Genomic DNA, 25,298 nt, shown 5'->3' with positions numbered 1-25,298 from the left:
GAAGATGACTATCCGCACACTGCTCGTTCCTTCCCTGCTGGGCCTGGCGATCGTCGCCGGCTCCGCCCAGGCGGCGGCGCCACTGCGTCCGCCGCAGGGTTACTTCGCCGCCGTCGACAAGGTCAAGAGCGGCGACAGCAGCGAGGGCTGCGAGGCCATGCCCCAGCCCTACACCGGCCAGTTGCAGTTCCGCAGCAAGTACGAAGGTTCCGACAAGGCCCGGGCGACCCTCAACGTGCAGTCGGAAAAGGCCTTTCGCGACAGCACCGCCGACATCACCAGCATGGAGCGCGGCACCAGCAAACAGGTGATGCAGTTCATGCGTGACGGCCGCCCGCAGGAGTTGAGCTGTACGCTGAACTGGCTGACCGCCTGGGCCCAGGCCGATGCGCTGACCTCCAGGGACTTCAACCACACCGGCAAGTCCATGCGCAAATGGGCGCTGGGCAGCATGGCCTCGTCCTACCTGCGCCTGAAGTTCTCCGACTCCCGTCCGCTGGCGACCCACCAGAAGGAGGCGCAGCAGATCGAGGCCTGGTTCGGCAAGCTGGCCGACCAGGTGGTCAGCGACTGGGACAACCTGCCGCTGGACAAGACCAACAACCACTCGTACTGGGCCGCCTGGGCGGTGATGGCAACCGCCATCGCCACCGACCGCCGCGACCTGTTCGACTGGGCGGTGAAGGAATACAAGGTCGGTGCCAACCAGGTCGACCCGCAGGGTTTCCTGCCCAACGAACTCAAGCGCCAGCAACGCGCCCTGGCCTACCACAACTATGCGCTGCCGCCGCTGGCGATGATCGCCAGCTTCGCCCTGGCCAACGGCGTCGACCTGCGCCAGGAAAACAACGCTGCGCTCAAGCGCCTCGGCGACCGGGTGCTGGCCGGCGTCCAGGACCCCAGCCAGTTCCAGGCCCGCAACGGCCGCGAGCAGGACATGACCGATCTCAAGGTCGACAGCAAATTCGCCTGGCTGGAGCCCTACTGCACGCTCTACACCTGCCCGGACGATGTGCTGCAGCGCAAGCACGGGATGCAGCCGTTCAAGGCCTTCCGCCTCGGCGGCGACCTGACCCGGGTCTACGACCCGGCGCACGAGAAGGGTAACCGCTAACGAACCCGATGGTGCCCACGCTCCGCGTGGGCACGCAGCCCGTGACGCCCTGCGTCACAAAGCGGACGCCAAGCGTCCTGAGAGGCGTTCCCACGCAAAGCGTGGGAACGATCGACGCCCCCCGGATTGCATGGGGGGTTTGGGGGGGCCTTGGCCCCGGACTGTTGATCAGACAAGGAGAGATCGGGATGGTCTTCTCATCCAACGTGTTCCTGTTCCTGTTCCTGCCGATCTTTCTCGGCTTGTACTACCTGAGCGGGCAACGCTATCGCAACCTGCTGTTGCTGGTCGCCAGCTACGTGTTCTACGCCTGGTGGCGGGTCGACTTCCTGGCGCTGTTCGCCGGCGTGACCCTGTGGAACTACTGGATCGGCCTGAAAGTCGGTGCCGCCGGCGTACGCAGCAAACCGGCCCAGCGCTGGCTGCTGCTGGGCGTGGCCGTCGACCTGGGCATCCTCGGCTACTTCAAGTACGCCAACTTCGGCGTCGACAGCCTGAACGCGATCATGACCTCGTTCGGTCTGGAACCGTTCATCCTGACCCACGTGCTGCTGCCGATCGGTATCTCGTTCTACATCTTCGAGTCCATCAGCTACATCATCGACGTGTACCGCGGCGACACCCCGGCGACCCGCAACCTGATCGACTTCGCGGCCTTCGTGGCGATCTTCCCGCACCTGATCGCCGGTCCCGTGCTGCGCTTTCGTGACCTGGCCGACCAGTTCAACCACCGCACCCACACCCTCGACAAGTTCTCCGAAGGTGCCACGCGGTTCATGCAGGGCTTCATCAAGAAGGTGTTCATCGCCGACACCCTGGCGGTGGTCGCCGACCACTGCTTCGCCCTGCAACATCCGACCACCGGCGATGCCTGGCTCGGCGCGCTGGCCTATACCGCGCAGTTATACTTCGACTTCTCCGGCTATAGCGACATGGCCATCGGCCTGGGCCTGATGATGGGCTTCCGCTTCATGGAGAACTTCAAGCAGCCCTACATCAGCCAGTCGATCACCGAGTTCTGGCGGCGCTGGCACATCAGCCTGTCGACCTGGCTGCGCGACTACCTGTACATCACCCTCGGCGGTAACCGCCGCGGCACCCTGATCACCTACCGCAACCTGTTCCTGACCATGCTGCTCGGCGGCCTGTGGCACGGGGCGAACATCACCTACATCGTCTGGGGCGCCTGGCACGGCATGTGGCTGGCGATCGAAAAGGCCCTGGGCATCAACACCACCCCGCGCAGCCTCAACCCGATCCGCTGGGCTCTGACCTTCCTGCTGGTGATCATGGGCTGGGTGATCTTCCGTGCCGAGAACCTGCACGTGGCCGGCCGCATGTACGGTGCCATGTTCAGCTTCGGCGACTGGTCGCTGTCGGAACTCAACCGCGCCAGCCTCACCGGCCTGCAGGTGGCGACCCTGGTGGTGGCCTACGCGACCCTGGCGTTCTTCGGCCTGCGCGACCTGTACCGCGACCCGCCCGCCGCCAAGGCGAAAGGCAAGCCGGCCGATGGCCCGGCCAGCGCCCAACCCGGCCTGATCAAGGCCGCGCCCGGCGAAGCGGCCGGCAGCATCCATGAGCCCGGCTACACCGTCGGCGTCGAAGCCCAGGTGCAACCGGCCTACTGGGTCGCCGACTGGCCGCGCTACCTGATGCGCGCCCTGGTGCTGCTGCTGTTCATCGCCTCGATTCTCAAACTCTCGGCGCAGAGCTTCTCGCCGTTCCTCTACTTCCAGTTCTGAGGGAGCCGACCATGACCCGCTCATTACGCATCCTCTATATCGCGCTGTTCCTCGCCCTGCTGCTGGCGCTGGGCCTGTGGTCCCTGCGCGGCCTCATCGGCTTCAGCACCAACCCCGACGCCACGTTCCTCAACGGGCGCTGGGCCAAGGCCGTCGAGACCCGCTACGACGACGAGTTCCCGATCAAGCGCCTGGGCACCAACCTCTGGGCCGCGCTGGACTTCAAGCTGTTCAACGAAGGCCGTCCCGGCGTGGTACTGGGCCGTGACCAATGGCTCTACAGCGACGAGGAGTTCAAGCCGACCGCCGGCCAGCAGCAGAACCTGCAAGGCAACTACGCACTGGTCGAAGGCGTGCGCCAGACCCTCAAGGCCAAAGGCGTGAACCTGGTGATGGCGATCGTTCCGGCCAAGGTCCGGCTGTATCCGGAACACCTCGGCGACGAGCGTCCGGCCAGCATCCATGCCGACCTGTACCGTGACTTCCATGCCCGCGTCGCCGCCGGGCACATCCTCGCCCCCGACCTGCTCGGCCCGCTGCAGCAGGCCAAGCAGAACGGCCAGCAGGTATTCCTGCGCACCGACACCCACTGGACCCCGGACGGTGCCCAGGTCGCCGCGAACCAACTGGCCAACGCGATAGCCCAGGCCATGCCGCTCAGCGGCCAGCCGCAGCGCTTCGTCACCGAGGCCGGAAAGACCGAGGAACACAAGGGCGACCTGCGTCAGTTCCTGCCGCTGGACCCATTGTTCGAGAACCTGATGCCGGCCGAGGAGCCGCTGGAAAAACGTGTCACCCATGCCGTCGACAGCGAGTCGGCCGGCGACGACGCCCTGTTCGCCGACAACGAGGTGCCGGTGGCACTGATCGGCACCAGCTACAGCGCCAACCCGAAATGGAACTTCGTCGGCGCCCTGAAGCAGGCACTGCACAGCGACGTGGTCAATTACGCCGAGGACGGCCATGGGCCCATCCTGCCGATGCTCGCCTACCTGAAAAGCGACGCCTTCAAGAACAACCCGCCACAGGTGCTGATCTGGGAATTCCCGGAGCGCTACCTGCCGGTCAACAACGAAATCGGCGATGCCGACCCGCAGTGGGTTGCGCAATTGAAAGCCGCGGGTATCCGCCAACAGAACCTGGTTCTGAACACAACCCGATCCGAGTCGCCTGCACAGGCGCAAAACTGAAAAAGAGGTATGCACCATGACTTTTACTACTACTGGTAACACCCACGGCCGTACCCTCAAGACCCTGGCCATGGCCGCCGGCCTGAGCCTGCTCTCGCTGCAGGTCTGGGCCGCCGGCGACGCCGCCCTGTACGGCCCGACCGCACCGAAAGGCTCGAGCTTCGTACGCCTGTACAACGCCAGCAACCAGGAAGTCAGCGCCACCGTCGGGGCCACCGCGCTCAACGACGTCGCCCCACTGGCCAGCAGCGACTTCAGCTTCATGCCCGGCGGTGACTACAGCGCCAAGATCGGCAGCCAGAGCCTGCCGGTGAAACTCGCCCCCGATCACTATTACACCCTGGTCAACAACGCCAGCGGCCAGCCACAGCTGATCGAGGAACCACCGTTCAAGAACAAGCAGAAGTCCCTGGTACGCGTGCAGAACCTCAGCGACAAGGCCCTGACCCTCAAGACCGCCGATGGCAAGACCGACGTGGTCCAGTCGGTGGCCGCCAAGGGTCGTGGCGAACGCGAGATCAACCCGGTGAAGGTCAGCTTCGCCCTGTACGACGGCAACCAGAAGGTCAGTGACCTCAAGCCGGTCGCGCTGGAACGCGGCGAAGCGGCGGTGCTCTACGTCACCGGCAGCGGCAGCAGCCTGTCGCCGGTCTGGGTCAAGCGCCCGGTATCGACCCGCTGATGAATTCGCCGGACGAACGCGACCTGAGCGTGCGGGCTCGACAGGTGCTGCTCCCGCCAACGCGCATCGTCCGGCACTGGACAACAACAAGACAGCACACAGTAGCTCTGAACCCAATATCGTTTAAAGGAGTAACAGCATGATCCCGGTAATCCTCTCTGGTGGTAGCGGCTCCCGTCTCTGGCCACTGTCGCGCAAGCAGTTTCCCAAGCAGTTCCTCGCCCTGACCGGCGAGCAGACCCTGTTCCAGCAGACCATCGAACGCCTGGTGTTCGAAGGCATGGACACCCCGATCGTGGTCTGTAACAAGGACCACCGCTTCATCGTCAGCGAACAGCTGCAGGCACGCCAGCTCGAAGCCCAGCGCATCCTGATGGAGCCCTTCGGCCGCAATACCGCCCCCGCCGTGGCCCTGACCGCCATGCTGCTGGTCAATGAAGGCCGCGACGAGCTGATGCTGGTACTGCCCGCCGACCATGTGCTGGAGGACCAGAAGGGCCTGCAGCGCGCCCTGGCCCTGGCCACCGTGGCCGCCGAACGTGGCGAGATGGTGTTGTTCGGCGTGCCGGCGACCAAGCCGGAAACCGGCTATGGCTACATCAAGTCGAGCAACGACGCGCTGCTGCCGGAAGGCGTCAGCCGGGTCTCGCAATTCGTCGAGAAGCCCGATGAAAAACGCGCCAACGAGTTCGTCGAGGCCGGCGGCTACTACTGGAACAGCGGCATGTTCCTGTTCCGTGCCAGCCGCTTCCTCGAAGAGCTGAAAAAGCACGATCCGGACATCTACGACACCTGCCTGCTGACCCTCGAACGCAGCCAGCAGGATGCCGACAGCGTGACCCTCGACGAAGCCACCTTCGCCCAGTGCCCGGACAACTCGATCGACTACGCGGTGATGGAAAAGACCCAGCGCGCCTGCGTGGTACCGCTCACCGCCGGCTGGAGCGACGTCGGTTGCTGGTCGTCGCTGTGGGATGTGCACGAGAAGGACGAGAACGGCAACGTCAGCAAGGGCGACGTGGTGATCCAGGACAGCCGCAACTGCATGATCCACGGCAACGGCAAACTGGTGTCGGTGATCGGCCTGGAGAACATCGTGGTGGTCGAGACCAAGGACGCGATGATGATCGCCCACAAGGACAAGGTCCAGGGCGTCAAGCAACTGGTCAACACCCTCAACGCACAGGGCCGCAGCGAAACCCAGAACCACTGCGAAGTCTACCGGCCATGGGGCTCCTATGACTCGGTGGACATGGGCGGACGCTTCCAGGTCAAGCACATCTCGGTCAAGCCGGGAGCGTGCCTGTCGCTGCAGATGCATCACCACCGCGCCGAACACTGGATCGTGGTCAGCGGCACCGCCGAAGTGACCTGCGACGAAAACGTGTTCCTGCTCTGCGAGAACCAGTCCACCTACATCCCGATCGCCTCGGTGCACCGCCTGCGCAACCCGGGCAAGATCCCGCTGGAGATCATCGAAGTGCAATCGGGCAGCTACCTGGGCGAAGACGATATCGAGCGTTTCGAAGATATCTACGGCCGTTCGACCCCGGTCGAGCGGGGCGTCTCGGTGAAAACCATCGCCCAGTGATTCCCGCGTTCCACCACCTGCGCCCTGCCCGCCGCGTCCCCTATCCGCGGTTGGCAGGGCGCGGGTGCCCCCTATTCCGCTCACGACACTGCCCCCGAATTGTAAGAGCCACGCTCCCTGACAGGTGGGCAAATCTCCAGGATGGACCCGCGCCACCTACACTGTCAGGATGAGGCTTCCCGCATTATCGAGGCATCCGTTCATGTTCATCGGCGTCCTGCTGATCATCACCTGGCTGATCCTGTTGTTGCGCTACCCGGCCAAGGCCTTGCCGGTCTCCCTGGCCGCGCTGGCCGGACTGGGCATGGTGGCCGCCTGGGTGGCCTGGATGGATACCCGCGAAGCCCGGCAACTGGCGCACCTGGAGATGCGTATCAGCTACGCCCCCGAGCACTGCCCGGCCGACCGACCGCTGCAACTGAAGATGAAAAACGACAACAGCGTGCCCCTGGTGGAACTGCGCTGGCGCATCGCCGCCTACGCTCCGGGCGACACCGTCAACCTCGCCGAAAACAGCTACAGCGCCCCCCGCTATCGCGGTCCTGGCCAGTTGCAGGCCGCAGGAGTCTGGGAAGATTGCCTGCCAATGCCGCCCCTGCGTCCCGGCTACCGTCCACAGACTCTGGAGTTTCGCGCAGAGCGTCTGCAGGGCAGTTTTTCCGGCTGAAACCGACAATGATGGCACTTAGCCACCTGTCATTTTTGACAGGTTACAACCCTCTGATTTTGGCGTTGAATAACCCTTTGGCGGTGCAACCCAGGCAGGGAGTCAGAATGAAGAGCCACACCTCAGTGACCGAGATAAAGACCCGGCGCGCGTTCCGCAGCGAGCTGGGCAGCCTGGAAGTGCCGCTCATCCGCCCCAAGCCCTCGGTCGTGCTGATCTACGGTCGCGGCTGCCCGCCCTGCGAACAACTCAAGCCGCAAATCGCGGCACTGGCCGCCGGGCCCTATCGGGACAAGGTGGCGTTTTTCCAGCTCAGCTATCCGATCTTCAAGCTGATGCAACCGGCTATCGAGATCGAGTTCGTACCCACCCTGTTCTTTCTCGATGGTCACGGTGGCCAGAGCCGCATGCACGGTACCAACCGGGAAAAGATCAAACAGGGGCTCGATTCACTCCTTTTTGTCACGGACAAGGTATTCTCGGAGGTCTTCGACTCTCAGGCCTCATAAGGATGTGCCCATGCCCGTCACCTTGATCACCGGATGCTCCAGCGGTATCGGCCGCGCCTTGGCCGACAGTTTCAGACAGGCCGGCCATGAGGTCTGGGCCACCGCACGCAAGGCCGAGGATGTCGCCGCTCTGGCCGCCGCCGGGTTCACCGCCGTGCAGCTGGACGTCAACGATGGCAAGGCCCTGCAACAGCTGGCCGAACGTATCGGGCAGCAGCCGGCGGGCCTGGACATCCTGATCAACAACGCCGGCTACGGCGCCATGGGTCCGCTGCTCGATGGCGGTGTCGAGGCCATGCAGCGGCAGTTCGAAACCAATGTGTTTTCCATCGTCGGCATAACCCGCGCCCTGCTCCCGGCGCTGCGCCGCAGCCGTGGGCTGGTGGTGAATGTCGGCAGTGTCTCGGGCGTGCTGGTCACTCCGTTCGCCGGCGCCTACTGCGCGTCCAAGGCGGCGGTGCATGCCCTGAGCGATGCGCTGCGCATGGAACTGGCCCCCTTTGGTGTGCGGGTGATGGAAGTGCAGCCCGGGGCGATCGACACCCATTTCGCCCGGAATGCCAGCCATGAGGCCGAGCAACTGATTGCCGAGGAGTCGCCCTGGTGGCCGTTGCGTGAGGGCATCCGCGCGCGGGCCAACGCGTCGCAGAACCGGCCGACGCCGGCCAGCGAATTTGCCGCCGGCCTGTTCAGGGCCGCCAGCCAGCCCAATCCGCCACGTCTGTTGCGCCTGGGCAACGGCAGCCGGGCCTTGCCATTGATGGCGAACCTGCTGCCCAAGGGCCTGCTGGAGAAGGTGCTGATGAAGAAGTTCGGCTTGGGAGGCCGGCTCTAGGCACCATCCGCCGTGATGGCCCCACAACGACCGAGTGAAGCCAGGCGTTGGCGGTGATCTTCGGGGCCCCTTCGCGGGCAAGCCCGGCTCCTACAGTGTTGCGGCGTTCCACAAGCTACGGCTCGACATCGTCCCTGTGAGAGCCGGGCTTGCCCGCGAAGGGGCCCTTGCAGCCTGCCGCTGCCCCAGGTCACTGCGCGGTCGGCTTGACCACCACCGTGCAGGTGATCCCCGCCGCCAGCAAGACACCGTCCGGCACCTCGTCGATGTGAATCCGCACCGGCACCCGCTGGGCCAGGCGCACCCAGTTGAAGGTCGGGTTGACGTCGGCGATCAGTTCGCGGCTCTCGGGGTTGTCGCGGTCGTAGATACCCCGCGAGATGCTTTCCACGTGCCCCTTGAGCACCTGGCCGCTCATCAGTTGCAGGTCCGCCGGGTCGCCGACCTTCACATGGGGCAGTTTGGTCTCCTCGAAGAAGCCGTAGACCCAGAACGAGTTCATGTCGACCACCGCCATCTTCGCCTCGCCCATGCGCGCATAGTCGCCGCGGTGCACATTGAGGTTGGTGACGTAGCCGTCCACCGCCGCGCGCACCTGGGTCCGCGCCAGGTTCAGTTGTGCCGCCTCCAGTTGCGCCTGGGCCTGCTGGTAGTCGGCCAGGGCCGCGTCGGCGAGGTTGCCGGCATCGTCTCGGCTCTCCTTGGAAATCACCATGTTGTCCAGGTCGGCGCGACGATGGGCATTGACCTTGCGCATCTCCCAGGTGGCCTTGCGCGAGTCCACCAGCGACTGCGCCTGCTTGACCGCGATGCGATAGTGCTCGGGGTCGATCTGCATCAGCAGGTCGCCCTTCTTCACCACCTGGTTGTCACGCACCGGCACGTCCACCACCTCGCCGGTGACGTCCGCCGCGACGTTGATGATGTCGGCGCGTACCCGGCCGTCGCGGGTCCAGGGGGTTTCCATGTACTGCACCCACAGCAGCCGGCCGATCCAGATCGCGAGGGCCAGGACCAGCAAGGTGGCGAGCAGGCTGAAGAGCTTTTTCATCGGGTCGTTCTCAACGGTAAACAGTGAGCGCCAGGGCGCCGAAGATGCAACTGAACAGGCTCAGGCGCAGCAGCGCCGGATGCCAGAAGAAGCGGTACAGGTCATGGCTGGCGATGAAGCGGTCGAGTGCCCAGCCCACCCCCGCGGCCACCAGGAACACCAGGGTCACGGTCGGCAGGTAGAGGCCGTGGAAGGCGATTTCACGAAGCATGGGCAGTTCCTTGTGGGTGGCCCAGGGCCGCCAGCGGCGAACGCGGGTCCAGCAGCGAGGTGCGGATGAAGTGCAGGTAGCTCTGCACCCGGCGCAGCACCGAGGTGTCGAAGTGGCGGGCAAAGGGTTCGTCGGTGGCCTGGACCCGGCTGATGGCGTGGTCCACCGCCACCAGCGCGCGCTCCAGATTGCTGGCGCCCGGCTGGATGAACAGGCGTATCAGCGAGCGGCCCATGACCCGGATCGACTGGCGCCACGGCTGCGATTCGGCATAGGCCGGATGCACCGGCAGGATCGCCTGTTCCTTGCGCAGCTCGATGATCGCGTGGCCGACCTCCAGCACCACGAACATCCAGCGCAACAGCGAACTCTGCACCTGCGGCTGGCCCGCGGCGAAACCGTAGGCCTGGTGCAGCAGGTCGCGGGTACCGCTTTCGAAGGCCGAACCGAGGCCCTTGAGCTTGCCGCTGATGGCGAACACCACCTGCTCGCGCAGGTCCTGCTCCAGCCGCTGCCAGAGCCAGCGGCTGTTGGGCGGCAGGATGATCGCGCCCGCCGCCGCGCAGACCAGCATGCCCATGACCATGCCGATGTAGTCGTTGATGAAGGTGTAGGGGTTGTAGACCGTCAGGTTGTCCGGGACCGAGCCGGTGCTGAAGAAAATCAGCAGGCCGACCCCCACCCCCATGTAGGCCGGGCGCGAGGCGAGGAAGGCGCCCAGCACGAACACCGGGGCAAGCACCAGGCACAGCAGCGCAAAGCCGTCGATCCAGGGGAACACGAAGAACATCTCGCCAAAGCCGATCAGCGCGCCGAGAAAGGTCCCGCAGGCCATCTGGAACGACATGCGCTTGGGATTCGGGGTCGCGGCCGACAGGCCGACCGTGGCGGCGGCGATCAGGGTCATGGTCGCCCCGCTCGGCCAGGCGGTGGCGACCCAGTAACTGCCGAGCACCAGCAGGATGAACGCGGCCCGGAGGCCCGACGCCGAGGCCGCCAGCCAGTTGGTCTTGGGCACGAAGGATTCGTCCCACTGCTCGCGTTCGTGGCGGTGGTCGGCCAGGGACGCGTGGGTCAACGCATAGCTGTGCAGTTCCTCGACGAAGCGGTAGAGCAGTTCGAAGGCGGTGTGGAAATCCAGCAGGTCGGCTTCGTCCGGCTCGCGCTCCAGGAACGCCGAACGCAGGCTGCGCACCTGCTCCGGCAGGCTCGCCTTGTAGTCGGCCAGTTGCTGCGCCAGGCGTGCGGCATCGGCGTCGGTCAGGCCGCGCCCGGCAAAGCCGTCGAGCAGTTCGGCCAGGCCCCGGAAGCCCGGCTCGATCAAGGCGAACACCGTCGAGGCCTGGTCACCGCGCAAGCGCTCCAGCAGTTGGTGCAGGGCATTGAAGCGGGTGGTCAGGGCCATGAACTCGCTGTTCAGCCGGTTCAGGCGACCGTTGCGCCGGCGCATGTGCGGATCTTCGAAGACGGTGACGCTGCGCAGGCCCTCGATGCCCACGGCCTGGGCGATGAAACCGATGTTCGCGGTTTCGAACGCCGCGCTGGCATGGGGGCCACGCAGGCCGCTGCTGACGAACCCGGCAAAGGCGCCGAAGCGCTGGTAGAGCGCGTTGCGCATCGCCGCACTGGCGCTCTGCGGCAGGATCGCGGCGCTGACGAAGGTCGAGCAGACCAGCCCCAGGGCGATCTCCAGCACCCGCCACACCGCCGCCATGAACGCCCCTTCCGGGTGCGCCAGGGCCGGCAGGCCGACCATCGCCGCAGTGTAGCCGGCGAGGACGAAACCGTAGGCGCGGAAGTTGCGGTTGCGCGCCGCACCGGCCGAGCAGACCCCGACCCAGATCGCCAGGGCGCCAAGAAACAGCTCGGTGTTCTGCGCAAACAGGGCGATCAGCAGCACCATCATCGCCGAGCCGGCCAGGGTACCGAGCAGGCGGTAGAAACTCTTGGCGAACACGTGGCCGCTCTGGGGCTGCATGACGATGAACACGGTGATCATCGCCGTGCGCGGCTGCGGCAACTCCAGGCGCATGGCCAGCCAGAGGGTCAGGAAGGCGGCGGCCAGGACCTTGAAGATGTAGACCCAGGTCACGCCATCGCTACGCGCCCAGTCAAAGAAACCGCGACGCCATTCGAGGGAGTACAGCCAGCGCACCGGGGCGGGCAAGGGAGTCATGGGGCGATTCTCAGTGATCGAAGGCGGCCATTACGGCGGCTGGTCTGGACGGCATGCTGCGCTCCGGCGCCGGTACATCGTTGCCTGCACCGAGGCCACCGCCCAGGGCGGTGACCAGCTCGGCATGGGCACTCAGGCGCGCGGCCTGGACCTGCTGCTCGACCTGCTGCTGGTGAAACAGCAGGGTCTGCGCATTGAGCACATTGAGGTAGTCGGTGAGGCCGCGCTGGTAGGCGATCATCGCCAGGTCGTAGGTTTTCTGCGCCGCCGCCACCGACTCGGCGGCAAAGGCCTGCTGCTTGTCCAGCGACTCGCGGCGGATCAATCGATCGGAAATACCCTTGAGGGCATTGACCAGCGTCTGGTTGTAATGAGCCACGGCGATGTCGTAGCCGGCCGTGGCTTCGCCCAGTTCGGCACGCAGGCGGCCGCCATCGAAGATCGGCAACGAGATCGCCGGGCCGACGCTGTAGTTGAATTTCTTCCCGGCCAGGAACTCCAGCATGCCGCCGCCGGTGGCCATGTAGCCGAGGCTGCCGACCAGGTCGACGTTGGGGTAGAAACCGGCATGGGCCACGTCGATGCCGCGGGCCTGGGCCGCGACCTGCCAGCGGCTGGCGACCACGTCGGGGCGCTGGCCGAGCAGGTCGACCGGCAGGGCCGACGGCAGTTTCAGTGCGGTGCGCAGAGACAGCGATGGACGCTTGAGGCGCGCGCCCTCGCCCGGACCGAAACCGGCCAGGGCCGCCAGCTGGTTGCGGCTCAGGGCGATTTCCTCGTCCAGCGCATCGAGCTGGCGGTGGGTTTCCGGCAACGGCGCCTGGGCCTGGCTGACTTCGAACTGGGTACCGATGCCGCCTGCCAGGCGGCGTTGTGCCAGGTCGAGAATCTGCGTCTGCTGGGTCAGGGTCGCCTCGACGATATCGCGCTGGGCGTAATGCAGCGACAACCGGATGTAGGCCCGCACGATGTTGCCCTGCAACTCCAGGCGGGCCTGGCGCTCCTCGGCGACACTCATGTGTGCCAGGTCCACGGCGCGTTCGGTCGCGTTGCTCTCACGGCCCCAGAGGTCGAGGGAGTAGCTCAGGCCAAGGGCCGCATTGTTGTCCCAGGTGTTGGAACCAGCCAGATCACCGGGCCCGTAGAACGGGTCGGTGGCCCACTTGTGGCGCTTGAGGGTCGACTGGCCGTTGACCTGCAGCACCTCAGCCGATTCGGCCAGGCCGGCCAGGGCCCGCGCCTGGCGCACCCGGGCGGCGGCCATGGCCAGGCTCGGGCTGCCTTGCAGGGCCAGGTCGAGCCATTGGTCGAGTTGCGGATCGCCATAGGCCTGCCACCAACGGGCTGTCGGCCAGTGGGCATCGCGCGCGGCGCTGCGGATCGCTTCGTCGGTGGAAAGGGTGTTGGCGGCGAGGCTCTTGCCTTGTGGGGCAATTCCTCCGGTTCCGATGCAGCCGCTGATAGCCAAGGATAAAGCCCAAACACTGAGAGTCTTCAACTCTCTGCTGATGCGACGCGGCACTGCTGCGAATTCCCGACATGGATGGAGAAGCTTTGGAGCGGCAATTCTATGGGGCGCCCGGCACGGCGATAAGCGTGGATTCCTGCGAATATTTGTTACCGTTCCCGCGATAATCCGTCGCAGGCGATGGCGAAATGACATGCCAGAGCGACCCGGTCCATGAGCGCATTGTGATATTGGCGACCCAACCGCCATGCCAGTCTGAATCCATATCGACGTTGTCACCGGACTGACAATAAAAAACACAAGTCAGAGGCATTCCATGAATCTGTCTCTCGAACTACGCAAGCGCTGTGGTCTTTACCGCTCCCTCGTCCCTCCCGATCCCCTGGATGCATTGCAACACTGCCTGCTCGACGACTTGCGAATCGCGGTCGAACGGCGCGAAGACCGCTTGCACCTGCTGACTCTGGATGGCGATCCCTGCACCCTCGAGTACGCCGACGGCTACCGGGTCAGCCGGGCACTGCAGGGCGTCGGGCACATCGCGGTACGGCACTGGCAACAGCTCAACCTGAGCCTGTGCCGCAGCCACATGAGCATCGACTGCCAGGAGACGACACCCGTCGTCAGGGGGCTGATCCGCCCGGCCCACTCCCCGGAACAGGTACTGAGAGAACTGACCACCTTCTTCAGCCTTTCCAGTGCCGCCAAACACTCCGCCGACTGAAACAGGACGCTCACCATGTCCGAAGCCATCCGTGATGACTTCATCCGCCTTCTGAGCCGCCAACTGCCGGACCCGCCGGCCGACTACTTCCAACTCGCCACCGGTTGGGATCAGCACCGGCTCTGGCTGGAGTACGACCGGCCAAGACTGCTGCTCATGCTCGCCCGCCCCGATGCACCGGCCGGTAGTGGCTCGCCCGACTTTATCGTCCAGGGCCCCGATGCCCCCGTGATGCTGCTGTTCGATACCTGGTTCCGCGACCAGGCGGTCAAGGCCCTGTTCGTCGAACCCTGCCTGGGCGAAAGGACCGGCATCCTCGACGCCTGCGATTTTTTCCTGCGACGCTGCCAGGCGCCGGAGTGACGAACCATGAAGCTCTCCAGCGCGGTGCCAAACAAGCAGGCCCTGTTTCCCAGCGACCCTGCAATCCCCAGGTTGCTCAGCTACACCCGCATGGACTCGTACCACGACGAAGCCCCGTCGCTGAACCCGCCCCAGCAGGACCTCGCGCAACACCTGCAAGGCGTCCAAGCGGCCCCTGCCAGCCAGGACCGCCCCCCGACAACCGTTGGCACGCTTTCCAAGCACTTCCTGGAAAAGCTGGCAGACAGCCCGCCTGCCCGGCGTGCCACCCAGCAAAAGCTCCACCGACAGTTGCTGTCGCGCACCAGCGGTGCCCCCGACCCGGCCAGCCTCGGCAAAAAGGAGGCACAGGCCTGCTATGAATACTTCAAGGCGGCCCAGCAATCATTTGACGAACTCGCCCGCACCGGCGCCGAACCCCACCGCCAGGAGCACGAGGAGCAACGCGACCTGTGCCGGATGCTCAAATGGCAGTTTCGTGCCAGCCGCGACCAGCGCAGCAAAACCGTGCTGGACCAGGCCCTGGCCAAAAGCCGGGCCACGGTGGCCGAGGGTGGCTCACTGGGTAACCAGACCCGGCTGGGGGTGGGCATGGGGGTACTGGGCATGGCCAGTATCGTGCCAGGCATGGAGCTGTCCACGGGACTGAGCACCACCCAGGGCCGCATCATCAGGGATACCACCAGCGTCAGCGCGGGGGTGACGGCAAAGTTGTCAGCCAGAGTGGCCTCGGCACAGGCAGGTGTGTCGGTCGAGAAGTCCACCGTCCGCAAGTACGGCGATATCGACGCCTATGCCAATGCCCGCAGCCGCTCCAAATGGACCTGGTGGAACGGTTCCAAGCGCGACATGCTCACCCAGAGCCGCAATCTGTTCGCCAGTTGCAACCACTACAAGCGCAACATCCGGCTTGCCGCCCAGAGCCAGCTCTACCTGGAAAAAAAACTGCGGGAAAACGGCCTCGACTCGCCGGGGTTCGAGCGACACAGCCCCAAGGCCCAGCCGTTCCAGATCGAACGCGGCACGCGGGTTGCCCTGACCGGTAGCGCCGAACTCGATGGCCTGGGCGTCGTCACGCTGGGTGCGACGGTAAAGGCGGACATCCTGCACACCACGAAAAACCAGGCGATGGATATCATCGGGTTGCATGACAGCTACCCGGAGCTCGCCAGAACGCGCCTTGATAAAACACACAGCGACAACACCACAGCGCAGCAATTAATCAGCGCCATAGACGAACATGTCGCCAACAGCAGCGAGCAACTGACCAGCGCGGTACTGCGCAATCTGGAGTCCCGCAAGCGAAAAGAGCTCACAGAGGCAGTCGACAGCCGCTCCCGGGAGTTGGCCAACCACTACATCCATCTCAAGATCAGCAACGCTATCGCTGAAGGCTCGGAAGAGGACCGGGCCATCCGCCAGCAGTTCACGGAGCATGCGCTGCTGCTGCGCCCGGACAGCCTGAAAACCCATACGGCCAAGGCCGACACCGAAACCCGGAGCATCAGCACCGAAGCGAAACTCAAGGTCGTCGCCGGTGCCAGTGCGCAAACCTCGGTGAAACTCAGCCTGTCGTCGGTCAAGGACGACGACCCGCACCTGAGCGGGACCTACCTGGACCTTACGCTCAACGGCCAGTTCAACAGCCTGGAAAGCCTGCAGAACCTGGTCTCGAGCGGCCTGTCCCGGCTCGGCGTCAACGGCTTCGACCCGGCGCCTATCGTGGCGCTGATCGCCGGCACGGTGGTATATCAGCAACATGGCGTCTCGGCGACGTTCTCGCTGAAGATCAAGGAGGGGAAACCGGTGTTGCTGTTGAGCCAGAAACTCCTCACGCAAACCGACAATGTCAATCGGACCATCGATACCCCCACCCCGCTGACGGTCGAGGTCGGCCTCGGCGGCCATCTGCACAGCCTGCTCGAGGAACAGCTGGGCAGCCAGTCGCTGGACCTGTTGCTACCGCTCGCCCTGGGCAAACTGAGCAAGCGCACGCAGGCCGACATCGACTGGTGGGACGGGTATGTTCACAAGCATGCGAACGCCTTCGACAAGCTGCTGGAAAATATTGCCAATGGCGGCGAAAAGACGCTGATCGTTCAGGAACTCGCAGAAATCAGGAGGCGCATTTCACCGCCGGGAAGGCACGTCGTCGATAGCCTGTTCCAGGCCGCCAGGACCGCCCGCGACACCCCGGACGAGCACCACCTGCAACAGGCCCGGGAAGCCCTGAAAGAGGTGTTTTTCGCCTACATCGACGACTACTATGACGCCGAGGTGAAGAGCGCCTGGCGGGTCGAATGAAGCCGATGGCGCAAAAGCGCCACATTCGGGCGGAGACAAGCTGCACATCGCCTTGTTACTTCGTGTCACAATTTGCCATCGCCCCAGAGAGAGCCCCATGGACACTTTGCAAAACATGCGCGCCTTCAGTTGCGTGGCCGAAGCCGGGAGCTTCACCGCTGCCGCCGTACAACTGGACACCACGACGGCCAACGTCTCGCGCGCGGTCTCCAACCTGGAAGCCCATCTGCAAACCCGCCTGCTCAACCGTACCACCCGCCGTATCGCCCTGACCGAGGCCGGCAAGCGCTACCTGCTGCGCTGCGAACAGATCCTGGCCTACGTCGAGGAAGCCGAGGCCGAGGCCAGCGACGCCCATGCGCGGCCGGCCGGGCTGCTGAAAGTGCACACCATGACCGGGGTCGGCCAGCATTTCGTGATCGATGCGATTGCCCGCTACCGCAAGACCCACCCGGACGTGACCTTCGACCTGACCCTGGCCAACCGCGTGCCGGACCTGCTGGACGAGGGCTACGACGTGTCCATCGTGCTCGCCAAGGAGTTGCCCGACTCGGGTTTCGTCTCGCAACGGCTGGGCATCACCTACAGCATCGTCTGCGCTTCGCCCGAGTACGTGAAGGCCAACGGCTGCGCGCGCAAGCCCAGCGAACTGCTCAACCACGCCTGCCTGCGCCTGGTCAGCCCGGTAACGGCCCTGGACAACTGGACCTTCAACGGCCCGGATGGCCAGGAGGCGGTGACCCTGTCCAGCTCGCCGTTCCTGGTGAACTCGGCCGACGCGATGAAAACCGCGATCACCAGCGGCATGGGCGTTGGCGTACTGCCGGTGTACGCGGCCATCGAAGGCCTGCGCAACGGCAGCCTGGTGCGCATGATGCCCGAGTACCGCTCCCAGGAACTGAACCTGTACGCGATCTATCCGTCGCGGCAGTACCTGGATGCCAAGATCAAGACCTGGGTCGAGTACCTGCGCGGCTCGCTGCCGGAAATTCTCGCCGCTCACCAGGCCGAGCTGGCCGCCTATGAACTGAGCAGCGTACGCCTGGCGACCTGAGACGGTGGAAGAGCCCAGGATTGTGTGCAGGCTTGAGGGCCCCTTCGCGGGCAAGCCCGGCTCCTACAGGTCATCAGTCGCTTGCGGATTTGTGGTTCGACACGGACCTTGTAGGAGCGTGGCTTGCCCGCGAAGGGGCCCTCAAGCCTTACTCGCCCCTACAGCCCCCGGCGAAAAATGATAGCGTGCTTGCTATCCCCGCCGTTCGATGAGCTTCGCGATGAAAAAAACCGTACTTGCCTTCAGCCGCATCAACCCTGCCATGGTCGAGCAACTGCGCCAGGATTTCGAGGTGATAGTCCCGGATCCCAAGCTCGGCGATCTCAGTGCCCAGTTCGACGAAGCCCTGCCCCATGCCCACGGCCTGATCGGTGTCGGGCGCAAGCTGGGCCGCGCCCAGCTGGAAAACGCCGGCAGGCTCGAAGTGGTTTCCAGTGTCTCGGTCGGCTACGACAACTATGACGTGGCCTACCTCAGCGAACGCGGGATCATGCTCACCAATACCCCCGACGTGCTCACCGAAAGCACCGCCGACGTCGGTTTCGCGCTGCTGATGAGCACCGCTCGCCGGGTGGCCGAGCTGGATGCCTGGACCAAGGCCGGCCAGTGGAAAGCCACCATCGGCCCGGACCTGTTCGGCACCGACGTCTATGGCAAGACACTGGGTATCGTCGGCCTGGGCAACATCGGCGCCGCCGTCGCCCGCCGCGGCCACTTCGGTTTCAACATGCCGATTCTCTACAGCGGCAACAGCCGCAAGACCGAGCTGGAGCAGCAACTGGGGGCCCAGTACCGCAGCCTCGACGCCTTGCTGGCCGAAGCCGACTTCGTGGTGCTGGTGGTGCCGCTCAGCGAGAAGACCCGCCATCTGATTGGCGAGCGTGAGCTGGGCCTGATGAAGCCGGGAGCGATCCTGGTGAACATCTCCCGCGGCCCGGTGGTGGACGAGCCGGCACTGATCCAGGCGTTGCAGGCCGGCACCCTGCGCGGTGCCGGGCTGGATGTCTACGAGAAGGAGCCGCTGGCCGAGTCGCCACTGTTCCAGTTGAAGAATGCCGTGACCCTGCCGCATATCGGCTCGGCCACCCATGAAACCCGCGAAGCCATGGCCAACCGCGCGCTGGCCAACCTGCGCAGCGCCCTGCTCGGCGAGCGCCCGCAGGACCTGGTCAACCCGCAGGTCTGGAAAGGCTGAAGCGCTCCCCACTGATCGGCCTCAGGCACTGCCCAAGGCCGATACCCCCTCCTTGAGCAAGGCCCGGATGGTCCAGTACCTGACCCAGGCCGAACGCCGCGTGTTGTACTGGAACTGGCTCATCCGGGTACGCCAGAGCAGGCGATACTCGTTGTCTTCCGGATGGCTGTCGAACGCCAGCAGTTTGCCGAAGACCCGTTGAAAATCGGCGTCATGGGCATGAATCAGGAAATTGCTCCAGACATCGTTGGCCACCAGGAAGCGGACCAGGGGAGAACTGCCATCCTCGCTGGGTGTGGCAGGCTCTTGGGGCAGATATTCGGGCAGGACCTCGGGCGGCTCAGGTGGAACTTCCTCGGGCAACTCTTCGAACACCTCGCCCAGCAAGGCTCGCGACGGATCGTTGGGCGGGGATTGAGGCGATTGCGCGGCAAGCTCCTGGCTCAGCACCTGCGCCTTCATCTCGTCAATCTGTCGACGGTTGAGCCGCACCGGGCTGGGGCTGAACAAACCATTGAACTGGTCGGGCAAGGCCAGCTCCCGCGCCAGCGCGTCATAGTAGGCCCGGTACCAGAAAATCGGCGACGTGTGCCGAATACTGCTTGCCAGGCGCAGGGCCTCCAGGCGGAACTGCCCTCTCAACAGGGTCAGCAGCCGGGACTCGGCGGCTTCCTGCTCCAGCTTCAAGGCCTCGTGACAATCCACGACGAACTCCAGGCGGTTGAAGATCTGGTAACTGGTAGCCCCCGAATAGCGCCATTGCCCCTCGACCTGGAACAACCGGTTGCACAGGCTCAGGCTTTGCGAGGCGACCTCGATCAGCCGCCACACCCGCGCACTCAGATTGTTGCGGGCCGCCCGATAATGCACATTGAAGAAGGTCGGCGGGGAACTCATGCGCTCGAACAGCAGGAAAAACACATCCGCCCCCGGTAGCTCCCTCAACTGATTCCACAGCATGACCCTGTGCGCGGTCTTCTCGTTGCCCGCCGCCCAACGGTCGATCCCGAACGTGGACGATACCGGCAGGTCCTCGATACCGAAGTTCATGAGTTGCTCATGCCGTTGCCGGTAGCTCAGGATTGCACTGAGTGCCTGGGACGACAGCGGATTACCCGACAGATCGGTGCCGTGACAGAGCTGATCATGCCCATTGAACAACAGCACGGGCAGATCGCTGATGGTATTCATCCGCAGCTCGACCCTGACCAGATCCCTGAGCCCGAGCAACCCCAGGGGCCATTCGTGGATTCCGGTGTGGCTCAGCCGCAGCACCTGCAAGCGTTGCATCGTGGCAAAATTGGGCAGTACGCCCAGTGGGTTGCCATTGAGGTTGAGTTCAAGCAAGGCCTCCAGCCCCTCCAGCTCCTGTGCGGTGCCACGGATCAGACGCAGGCGGTTGTTCTCCAGCGACAGCACCTGCAGCTTGTACAACTCGGCGATGGCGTTGGGCAGGCTGCTCAGGCCGCTACGCTCCATGCGCAGCGTGGTCAACCCGGGGAAACTTCTGAGGAAGCGACTCAGGTAGCGAACGCCCCCCAACCCCATATTGTTCATCGACAGTAGCGCGACATGACTGAAATCGGTATTCAGTTCCGGTAGATCCTCGACCTCCAGGCCATCGAGCACCAACACATAAGACAACGGCGCCGACTCCGGCCCGGCGCTCTGGCGACGCCAGCAGCGCCGGATACGCCGGGCGATCTCCCGGCGCGGTACAACCCGGCTATCGATGGAGAAAGACTCGGGCTCCTGCAACAACGGCGCCGCCACCCAGGCAGCCAGTTCCTTCTTCAACTGGCGATACTCGGCCTGCAAGGCTTCGACAGCCCGGGTGCGGGCCTCGACCGTGCTGCCCAGGTCTGCCAGGATGGCGAACAACTGCGCCTCGGTACAGCCGCGATAAAGCCCCCTCAACTTTCTCAGCAACCCCGGCGGATATCCTCCCGCCCTTGCCCGCCCTGTCAACGGATAGCCCAACGTGCCACCGACCAGCCGTACCAGTCGTTGTGGCAGGTGGGCCCAGGGCATGACCGGAGGTTGCTTGAGCAGGCGCCTTAGGCGATTGCGATCAACTGCCGCACTCTGGAACATCACCCGCTTCAGATCCTGCTCGACCGTCTCACCGACATGAGGGATACCCAGGGTGGTGCGTCGCAGTTGCGGCACGGCCAGCAGCACGGCGGAAAACGGATCCTCATGGGCTGTCGCCAGGCTGCGGCTACCGCCACGTTCCATGGCGAACGGCTCATAACCGGCGTCGCTCTTGACCAGCACCCGGCGGGTAACAGCCGTATCGGCCCCGACGCTGGCGATCAACGGACCGGCCACGGTATCGCGACGCAACTCGATCCGCAGGCTCGGCTCCCAACCCGGCAAACGGTCGAGCAACTGCAGGAGCAGGGTGTCGTTGAAGTCGGTTCTCTCGGTGGGCAGGCACAGGCTCTCGTAGAGCCGGCAGACATCGATCTCGCCACTCAGGTAACGGGCCTCCTCGGCCAGCCCCAGCGACAACCGTCGAGACTCGCGAATCAGCTGGCATTCGGACGAATCCGCCTGCTCCAGCATGGCCTGCGTCAGCTCCTTGCCCAGTGACGGGAATTGCTGCCGGACAACGGTCACCAGGGGCGCCAACTCGATAGAGGTGTCGGCAGGCGCCGGCAGGCGGAGCAGGTCGAAGTGCCGGCAAACCTCATCCAGCAACGGCACCGGAACCTGATTCTCGAACAACCATCGACCGGGCAGGCTGTAAGGCACCCCGCTGGTGTCCAGAACCTGACGGGCCAACTCATCGGTAACGAGCACTCCGTCTCCCAACAGCCGCCGCAGTGCCCGCTCCCCGCTCCAGGTCCATGGCTGTTCGAATTCATGCCACCAGCCACCACGGCCATTGTGTTCCAGCAATGGCCCATAGGCGCCCATGACCGTCGGATGGCGCCCCCGCCACTCATCGAACTGGCCATCCCATTCGACTTCATGAAAACCTTGCCCGAGGCGCACCAGCCAACGCCGATCCAGCGTGTACAAGCCTGGCACGCCCGACACCGCCAGCGGCGTGACCGGAAGCTGGCGCTCGTACTGCTCCAACCGCAAGCCCAGGCTACCGTCCTCCCGACGCAAGGCCAGCAGGTAGGCGGCGAATCCGTCACGCAGCGACTGGATGTCGGTTGAGGAAGACATCCCCAACAGCCCCTGCTCCCGAGCCGACAGCGAAGCGGCCAGGGCCAGATAGAAGCTCTGGCTCGGTACAGACAGATCGAGGCCCGGTTGCCGACGCGCCTGCAAGGTGGTGTAGGTGCCTTGCCCGTATCGCCGCAACGACAACTGGTCCGATACGGGCAAGGCCGCCTCCTGACCATCGACCCAGCGCAGTTCCCTGCCCAGCCGATCACGGAGAAAATCGCCGGCAATGCACTGCAGCCAGGCATCCGTCGGCTCATGGAACGAACGGACCTGACGAATACCATCCAGAACACGCCCCAGTGCACTGAACTGCTGCTCACGCTCCAGGGTGTAGCGCAGGCGATACGGCGCACGGCGATGCTCCAGCAGGTCCCCGACCTGCGTCGACGACAGCGGATGGTCGCGCAGGAACTGCGCCAGCCTGGGCAACGAGAGGTGTGGATACAACAGGCGCAAGGTCACCACCGAGTGCGGCATGCCGCCGAGGAACACCGGCAGGTAGCTGATCGCGCCGCTGTTCGAGGCATGGGTACTGGTGCCGGCATCGATCTTCAACCAGCCCGAATACATGCCCAGAGCCTCGAACAATTCCGCCGAACGCTCACGCGCCATCACGCCGAGTTGAAGACGCACCTCACCCACCAGCACACGTCGCACCACCGGTTCCATGCCGCCGATCAGTGTCTCGCCGGGCAACAGGCCGAGGATCAGGTCCAGCACGCCGGCTTCATGGGCAAGGGTGGTCATCGCAGCGCCGCTCACCTCGGAATGCTCGACGAAACCGCCCTGCGCCAGTTGCCTGATGTTTACCGAGCGCCTGAACATGCCCAGGCGCTGGCGCCTGCCATAAACCTGCTGCAGTTCGCCGTTGCTGTCATGAACCCGCAGGCAAAGGTCCTCGGGCCAGAGTGACAAGTGAGGCAAGAGGCAGAACAGCACGCGCTGGGACATGGGCGACAGCAGGCCCTGCTCTTCGTCGGCGGCCACGATCCCGGCGATCCCCTGCTCGACCTCGAAACGCTCCAGCGCTTCAACCAGTGCCGGTTGCGGCAATTGCCCCGACCAGACCTGATCCAGATGCTCGCGGGAAACGCCACTGGTCTCCAGAGCCCGCCGCAACTGCTCCGGGGTCCCCCCTTTCAGAGCGACCATGCGCTCAAGCAGGCGGGTATCCGAAAGCGTTCGACTGTCGTCGAGGGACACCGACCAGCGCCGGGACTCGGGATCGTAGGCCATCGGCGGGTGAAATGCCGCAGGGTCGGCCGGGACCGCCCGATAACCCGGCAGGACTTTGTCGTACTGCAGCTCGACCGTCAGTTCCTGATCGTTCTCCCTGGCCTGGCCATACAGCTTGCCACCCTGGCGGCCCAGCCCGTTGCCATCGAACACCGAGGCCAGTTCGAGACGCTTGCGCGCATAGGGGATCAGGCTGTTTTTCCACAGGCGGGTGACCGTATTCCCGCCCGGCACCATGCGGTACCGATCCAGTTGGGCGAACTCGCTGGCAATGTGTCGCGAAGCCAGGCGCCCGGCATAGCCATGCAAGCCGCCCATCAGCAACAGGCTGCCGATTTCCAGCCCAGCCTGCAGCAGGCTTTCCGGATGGCCCTGGCCGGCCTGCTCGATCCCTTCGTAGAGTTCCATGACCAGGTTCATGCCCAGGGCTGCCGTGACGATCCGGCCGATACTGCCCAGCCCTCCCGGCACCGGCGTCAGCAACAGGTCGAGCAGATGGTGCATGAAGGTGACCACCCCCTCCTTGACCGCCCGCCAATCCTGTTGCCCCTTGGACACCGCCATCGCCTCGACATTGACGCGAAAACGCCAACGATAGAAAGCGCTCAACGCCTGCTGTGGATCCTGCCCGGTGGGCTGGTAGGCAAACTCCAGGTCATCCAGGGTCCGGACCGGAAACACCCAGTGAAAGGCGTCGTAGAGTTTCCCGGCGGCCCAGTTCAGGCCCTCTGGCTTGTGCTCGGGATCGAGCAGTGGCCAGAGCCGGCCCTGCTGCTCGAAGGACAGCGAGGAGATCAGCCAGCCCAGTTGTCCGCGGACGTTGCCAACCTGGAGCAGGGCCTTGAACTCATGTTCGAAGGCCGCCTGCGACACGTGGTGACGCAGCACACCGCTCGGCCGCTCGGCACAATAGCTGTACAGCCCGACCACCCCGGGGACCCGAATGATCAGCAGCGGCAAATGGAAGCGCCCGCGGTCCGAGGGACTCCAGGAAAACAGCTGCAGGATGGCCTCCTCGATGGTGAATTCCACCTCGGCGACAAGGCCCGGCAGCGAGTCCGGCAGCTTGAGCGACACATGCTCGACCTTCAGCCATGGCAGGCCGAGTTCCAGCGCATCGCGCAAGGCGTCGAACAGTTCCCGGCTCAGACCGCTGTTGTTGGCATTGCGTGGTGCGTCATAGAGGTTGAAGCGGAACAGGTCGTGCATGTGCGCGCCAATCGCCCGGGCCAGCCCGGCCTCGGGAGTCAGCGCCTTCTCGACTCGCTGGCGCAGGTCGGCCCCCAGGTTCAGTTCCCGGACGATGCGGATGAAATCGTCCACATCGACCAGGCCGTGCTTACTGACGCTGTCTGCCCCCTGATCATGGCTGATCCAGCGGCCCTTCACTTCAGGGAAGTCGAAGAAGGCGAAGTTCAGGCGTGCGGCGTCCCACAACGACAGCGTTGCCACTTCTACGACCGTGACACCACTGGCATCCACTGCCCGCTTGAAGATCGCCGGCAAGTTGCTGCGGCTCTGTGGATTCAAGGCATAGGCGGTGTGCAGATAGGTCGTCCGCGGGTCGAGATCCAGGCGACTGGTCTGCTTGAGCCATTTGCGCAACTCGTGCAGGCCAGTCTGTTCGAACTCGTCGAGCAGGCGCCGGCTCTCGGTATCCAGGGCATTTCCGGTCGCGTTCAATGAATGGAAAAGACCGAGCCAGGTGCGCTGCTCCCTCTCGTTCAGCGGCCCCATGGAAGCCTGGAACGACTGGGTGAGATGGTCCAGGACCTGCTGCCGGGCCCAACTGTCATGGGAATGCAGGCTCGGGTTCTGGCGGGCGACGAAGGCGGCGAGCTGCGGGTCGACGCCCGCAGCGATATCGGCTGGGAGTGACGCGGTGGTTGGCGATGGTGGTTCCGGCGGGCTCATTCGGCCTCCCTGGCAAGCGTTGAAAACGCCAGCCTAGAAAACCGCGACGGTCGCCGGGCGTTAGCCGGGTATTACGCCGACCGGGC

Annotated in this window: 17 protein-coding genes and 1 pseudogene; 13 read left to right on the top strand and 5 right to left on the bottom strand. The window is 64.7% G+C overall.

The features are described from left to right. Positions 1 to 4 precede the first annotated feature (4 nt). From ACM62G_RS17445 to ACM62G_RS17410, 8 genes are all read left to right on the top strand, one after another. Complete coding sequence (locus ACM62G_RS17445) at positions 5 to 1,114, top strand: mannuronate-specific alginate lyase (RefSeq protein ID WP_301600503.1); 1,110 nt, start codon at positions 5 to 7, stop codon at positions 1,112 to 1,114. A 188-nt stretch (positions 1,115 to 1,302) separates the two neighbouring features. Further along, the gene (locus ACM62G_RS17440; protein ID WP_054060204.1) at positions 1,303 to 2,859 is read left to right on the top strand and encodes an MBOAT family O-acyltransferase; all 1,557 of its coding nucleotides are present in this window, start codon (positions 1,303 to 1,305) and stop codon (positions 2,857 to 2,859) included. 11 nt (positions 2,860 to 2,870) lie between these two features. Next, positions 2,871 to 4,049, top strand: a complete 1,179-nt coding sequence (locus ACM62G_RS17435) for an alginate O-acetyltransferase (RefSeq protein WP_419735232.1) — start codon at positions 2,871 to 2,873, stop codon at positions 4,047 to 4,049. A 16-nt stretch (positions 4,050 to 4,065) separates the two neighbouring features. Next, positions 4,066 to 4,731: an alginate O-acetyltransferase AlgF gene (locus tag ACM62G_RS17430; RefSeq protein ID WP_419735231.1), complete on the top strand. Its 666-nt coding sequence runs from the start codon at positions 4,066 to 4,068 to the stop codon at positions 4,729 to 4,731. Between the two features lie 139 nt (positions 4,732 to 4,870). Next, positions 4,871 to 6,322, top strand: a complete 1,452-nt coding sequence (locus ACM62G_RS17425) for a mannose-1-phosphate guanylyltransferase/mannose-6-phosphate isomerase (RefSeq protein ID WP_054060201.1) — start codon at positions 4,871 to 4,873, stop codon at positions 6,320 to 6,322. Positions 6,323 to 6,524: 202 nt separating this feature from the next. Beyond that, a complete protein-coding gene (locus ACM62G_RS17420; protein ID WP_419735230.1) occupies positions 6,525 to 6,989 on the top strand; it encodes a multidrug transporter in 465 nt (154 codons plus the stop codon). 107 nt (positions 6,990 to 7,096) lie between these two features. Next, a complete protein-coding gene (locus tag ACM62G_RS17415) occupies positions 7,097 to 7,498 on the top strand; it encodes a thioredoxin family protein (RefSeq protein WP_054060199.1) in 402 nt (133 codons plus the stop codon). Between the two features lie 10 nt (positions 7,499 to 7,508). Further along, positions 7,509 to 8,333 (top strand): SDR family oxidoreductase, encoded by an 825-nt coding sequence (locus tag ACM62G_RS17410; protein WP_419735229.1) that lies wholly within the window; start codon positions 7,509 to 7,511, stop codon positions 8,331 to 8,333. Positions 8,334 to 8,423: 90 nt separating this feature from the next. Here ACM62G_RS17410 and ACM62G_RS17405 read toward each other — a convergent pair. The 4 genes and pseudogenes from ACM62G_RS17405 to ACM62G_RS17390 form a co-directional block, all read right to left on the bottom strand. Then, a pseudogene (locus ACM62G_RS17405) lies at positions 8,424 to 9,384 on the bottom strand (efflux RND transporter periplasmic adaptor subunit). 10 nt (positions 9,385 to 9,394) lie between these two features. Continuing rightward, the gene (locus ACM62G_RS17400) at positions 9,395 to 9,595 is read right to left on the bottom strand and encodes a DUF1656 domain-containing protein (RefSeq protein WP_010445139.1); all 201 of its coding nucleotides are present in this window, start codon (positions 9,593 to 9,595) and stop codon (positions 9,395 to 9,397) included. Next, complete coding sequence (locus ACM62G_RS17395) at positions 9,585 to 11,771, bottom strand: FUSC family protein (protein ID WP_419735228.1); 2,187 nt, start codon at positions 11,769 to 11,771, stop codon at positions 9,585 to 9,587. Before ACM62G_RS17395 ends, ACM62G_RS17400 begins: the two co-directional genes overlap by 11 nt. Before the next feature lie 10 nt (positions 11,772 to 11,781). Beyond that, positions 11,782 to 13,293, bottom strand: a complete 1,512-nt coding sequence (locus ACM62G_RS17390) for an efflux transporter outer membrane subunit (RefSeq protein ID WP_419735227.1) — start codon at positions 13,291 to 13,293, stop codon at positions 11,782 to 11,784. 262 nt (positions 13,294 to 13,555) lie between these two features. Between ACM62G_RS17390 and ACM62G_RS17385 the strand changes: the two genes are divergently transcribed. The 5 genes from ACM62G_RS17385 to ACM62G_RS17365 all read left to right on the top strand — a co-directional run bounded on the left by ACM62G_RS17385 (position 13,556) and on the right by ACM62G_RS17365 (position 18,879). Further along, on the top strand, positions 13,556 to 13,963 hold the full coding sequence (locus ACM62G_RS17385) for a hypothetical protein (RefSeq protein WP_419735226.1): 408 nt from the start codon (positions 13,556 to 13,558) through the stop codon (positions 13,961 to 13,963). 15 nt (positions 13,964 to 13,978) lie between these two features. After that, positions 13,979 to 14,326, top strand: a complete 348-nt coding sequence (locus ACM62G_RS17380; RefSeq protein ID WP_419735225.1) for a hypothetical protein — start codon at positions 13,979 to 13,981, stop codon at positions 14,324 to 14,326. Positions 14,327 to 14,332: 6 nt separating this feature from the next. After that, positions 14,333 to 16,630 (top strand): hypothetical protein, encoded by a 2,298-nt coding sequence (locus ACM62G_RS17375; RefSeq protein WP_419735224.1) that lies wholly within the window; start codon positions 14,333 to 14,335, stop codon positions 16,628 to 16,630. A gap of 97 nt (positions 16,631 to 16,727) precedes the next feature. After that, positions 16,728 to 17,684, top strand: coding sequence for a LysR family transcriptional regulator (locus ACM62G_RS17370; protein ID WP_054060423.1), 957 nt, complete (start codon positions 16,728 to 16,730; stop codon positions 17,682 to 17,684). Between the two features lie 220 nt (positions 17,685 to 17,904). Continuing rightward, the gene (locus ACM62G_RS17365) at positions 17,905 to 18,879 is read left to right on the top strand and encodes a 2-hydroxyacid dehydrogenase (protein WP_419735223.1); all 975 of its coding nucleotides are present in this window, start codon (positions 17,905 to 17,907) and stop codon (positions 18,877 to 18,879) included. A gap of 21 nt (positions 18,880 to 18,900) precedes the next feature. On the opposite strand, the gene ACM62G_RS17360 is transcribed toward ACM62G_RS17365, so the two are convergent. Further along, a complete protein-coding gene (locus ACM62G_RS17360) occupies positions 18,901 to 25,212 on the bottom strand; it encodes an NEL-type E3 ubiquitin ligase domain-containing protein (protein WP_419735222.1) in 6,312 nt (2,103 codons plus the stop codon). Positions 25,213 to 25,298: the final 86 nt, after the last annotated feature.

It is taken from the genome of Pseudomonas sp. COR18 (assembly GCF_048568395.1).
GTDB lineage: Bacteria > Pseudomonadota > Gammaproteobacteria > Pseudomonadales > Pseudomonadaceae > Aquipseudomonas > Aquipseudomonas fuscovaginae_B.
The sequence above is the reverse complement of the archived record's forward strand: the minus strand, read 5'-3'. Positions and strand labels throughout refer to the sequence as shown.